The organism is Mesorhizobium sp. M7A.F.Ca.CA.004.12.1.1, from assembly GCF_003997835.1.
GTDB lineage: Bacteria > Pseudomonadota > Alphaproteobacteria > Rhizobiales > Rhizobiaceae > Mesorhizobium.
The window spans coordinates 1-3,370 of record NZ_RZRK01000676.1 but is presented as its reverse complement, the minus strand read 5'-3'; the positions used below and the strand labels follow the sequence as shown (position 1 = coordinate 3,370).

The following is a 3,370-nucleotide window of genomic DNA, read 5'->3' as shown; positions in this document are numbered from 1 at the left end:
AGGCCGAGCGCGAGGTGATCCATTCGCTTCCCGTCGGTTTCTCGCTCGATGCCGAACGCGGCGTGCGCGATCCGCGCGGCATGGTCGGCGACGCACTCGGCGTCGACATGCATGTGCTGACCGGCGACGCCGCGCCGATGCGCAATCTGGAGCTTTCCATCAACCGTTCGCATCTGTCGGTCGAGCGCATGGTGGCGACGCCCTATGCCAGCGGCCTGGCGGCCTTGGTCGACGACGAGCTGGAAATGGGCGCGGCCTGCATCGACATGGGCGGCGGCACGACGACGATCTCGGTGTTTTCGGAAGGCAAGTTCGTCCATGGCGACGCCATCGCCATCGGCGGCAACCACGTCACGATGGACATGGCCAAGGGGCTGTCGACCTCGCTCGATGCCGCCGAACGGCTGAAGGTGATGCATGGCTCGGCACTGCCGGGCAGCGCCGACGACCGCGACCTGGTCTCGATCCAGCCGATCGGCGACGACGGTGACGTGCCCTTGCAGATCCCGCGCTCGGTGATGACGCGCATCGTGCGCGCCCGCATCGACGAGACGCTCGAACTGCTGCGCGACCGGCTGAACAAGTCCGGCTATGGCAATGCAGTGGGCAAGCGTGTGGTTCTTACCGGTGGCGCCAGCCAGCTTGCCGGCCTGCCGGAGGCGGCGCGCCGCATCCTGGGACGCAATGTGCGCATCGGCCGCCCGCTCGGCGTGGCCGGTCTGCCGGAAGCGGCGAAGGGGCCGGCCTTCTCGGCTGCGGTGGGGCTTCTGATCTATCCGCAGATGGCGAGCTTCGAGAGCCATCCGGCGAAAGGAATTTCCGGTCTCAAAATGACCGGAACGGGCGGAAAACTGCATCGCATGAGTCAGTGGTTGAGAGACAGTTTCTAAAATTGACGGGGACAGCCCCATAGGCGGCCGCGGCGGCGAAGCGGCGTGAAAGGCAAAGGACGGAGACAATGACCATCAATCTGCAAAAGCCGGACATCACCGAGCTTAAGCCGCGCATCACCGTGTTCGGTGTCGGCGGCGGCGGCGGCAATGCCGTCAACAACATGATCACCGCCGGTCTGCGCGGTGTCGAGTTCGTGGTGGCCAACACCGACGCGCAGGCGCTGACCATGTCGAAGGCCGGCCGCCTGATCCAGCTCGGCGCGCATGTCACCGAAGGCCTTGGCGCCGGCTCGCAGCCGGAAGTCGGCCGTGCGGCGGCGGAAGAGTGCATCGATGAAATCCTCGATCACCTGACCAACACCCATATGTGCTTCGTCACCGCCGGCATGGGCGGCGGCACCGGCACCGGTGCTGCTCCGGTCGTTGCCCGCGCAGCGCGCGAAAAGGGCATCCTCACCGTCGGCGTCGTCACCAAGCCGTTCCACTTCGAAGGCCAGCGCCGCATGAAGACAGCGGATTTCGGCATCGAGGAATTGCAGAAATGCGTCGATACGCTGATCGTCATCCCCAACCAGAACCTGTTCCGGCTGGCCAATGACAAGACCACCTTCGCCGATGCCTTCGCCATGGCCGACCAGGTGCTCTATTCCGGTGTCGCCTGCATCACCGACCTGATGGTCAAGGAAGGCCTGATCAATCTCGACTTCGCCGACGTCCGTTCCGTCATGCGCGAGATGGGCAAGGCGATGATGGGCACCGGCGAGGCTTCCGGCGAGGGCCGCGCGATGGCCGCCGCCGAAGCGGCGATCGCCAACCCGCTGCTCGACGAGACATCGATGAAGGGCGCCAAGGGCCTGCTGATCTCGATCACGGGCGGCCGCGACCTGACGCTGTTCGAAGTCGACGAAGCGGCGACCCGTATCCGCGAGGAAGTCGACCAGGACGCCAACATCATCCTGGGCGCCACTTTCGACGAGGAACTCGAAGGCGTCATCCGCGTCTCGGTGGTTGCCACCGGCATCGACAAGTCGGCGGCTGAAATCGCCGCCGCGCCGATCTCGATCCGCACGGCGCCTCCGAAGCCGGCCAGCCGCCCGGCGGCTCAGATCGCGGAGGTTCGTCCGGCGCCTGTCCAGCAGGCGGCATACGAGCCACGCGCTATCGACCCGGTCGCGGAAGCCATCCATCTGGCCGAAGCCAATGCGGCGGCCATGGCGCAGGCGCGCCCGGCCCCGGTCGCCCACGCTGAAGATTTCCGCCCGCAGAGCAAGATCTTCCAGGCGCCGCCCGCCCAGCCGATGCCGCAGCCGGTGGTCCAGCAGATGCAGCCGGCCCCGCAGCCGCGCGAGATGCTGCAGCGCGAGGCGCCGCAGCCGGTTGCCATGGCGCCGCAGCGCATGCCGCGCGTCGAGGACTTTCCGCCGGTCGTCAAGGCCGAGGTGGATGCCAAGAGCCGCCCGGTCGACCACGAGAACAACAGCGGACCGATGGGCCTGCTGAAGCGCCTGACCAATGGCCTGACCCGTCGCGAGGAAGAACCCGCACGGCTGCAGCCGGCGCAGCCGCGCGAGCCCAAGCTGCGCCAGGCCGCGCCCGAAGTGCGCCGTCTCGCCAGCCAGGATGCGCAGCTCTATGCGCCGCGCCGCGGCCAGCTCGACGATCAGGGCCGCCTGACGCCGCAGGTGAGGACGACTCAGGAAGACGATCAGCTGGAGATTCCGGCGTTCCTGCGCCGCCAGGCCAACTGATTGGTAAACGGACTGTAACATTTGTTAACAGGCAAGCGAGGAATCGCTTGCCTGTTAATGTTTTAAATGATGTGATTTCAACGACTTACCAAGTCGCACTCGTTCCATTTTGCGGTTACACAGAGTAAGAAACCGTGATTTGGAGTCTCCCTGACGGGACATTATCTTCGCTGCCTACCATCATCGGTTTGCCGGGATTTCGGGGGAAGTCACCCTGCCAGCCGATTCACACAAGAGCCGCGCCCTCGGGCTGGAGAAGCGGACCTAGGCATTACGGGCTTATGGGGATTGTCTTGCACGACTATCAGACGACATTGAAGACGCGCGCGTCGCTTACCGGCACCGGCGTCCACAGCGGCAAGGAAGTGTCCATCAGCTTCGTGCCCGCGGATGCCGACACCGGCATCGTTTTCCAGCTTTTCAACGGTGCGGAACAGGGCCGCGAGTTTCGTGCCCTGGTTTCGGAAGTCGGCGCTACCGACCTGTGCACCATGCTTGGTGATCCCGCCGGCGAGCATATCGCCACGGTCGAGCACATCATGGCGGCGCTGTTTGGGCTCGGCATCGATAATGTCGCTGTCGAGATCGATGGTTCCGAGGTTCCTATCTTCGATGGCAGCGCCATGGCGTTCGTCGAAGCCATCGATCAGGCGGGTATCGAGACGCTCTCGGTCAAGCGGCGCTATATCAGGGTCATCAAGCCGGTCCGCATCGAGAACGGCGCCTCGT

The 3,370-nt window shown here is 65.0% G+C and carries 3 protein-coding genes; all 3 read left to right on the top strand.

Translation table 11 applies throughout. The features are described 5' to 3' along the window. A partial coding sequence (gene ftsA / locus EN984_RS27465; protein WP_127384096.1) for a cell division protein FtsA occupies nucleotides 1-890 on the top strand: 890 nt, incomplete at its 5' end. Nucleotides 891-958: 68 nt separating this feature from the next. Beyond that, nucleotides 959-2,641 (top strand): cell division protein FtsZ, encoded by a 1,683-nt coding sequence (ftsZ, locus tag EN984_RS27460; protein WP_127273569.1) that lies wholly within the window; start codon nucleotides 959-961, stop codon nucleotides 2,639-2,641. Nucleotides 2,642-2,922: 281 nt separating this feature from the next. Continuing rightward, nucleotides 2,923-3,370, top strand: a 448-nt coding sequence (locus EN984_RS27455; protein ID WP_206517488.1) for a UDP-3-O-acyl-N-acetylglucosamine deacetylase, incomplete at its 3' end; no start/stop codon positions are given.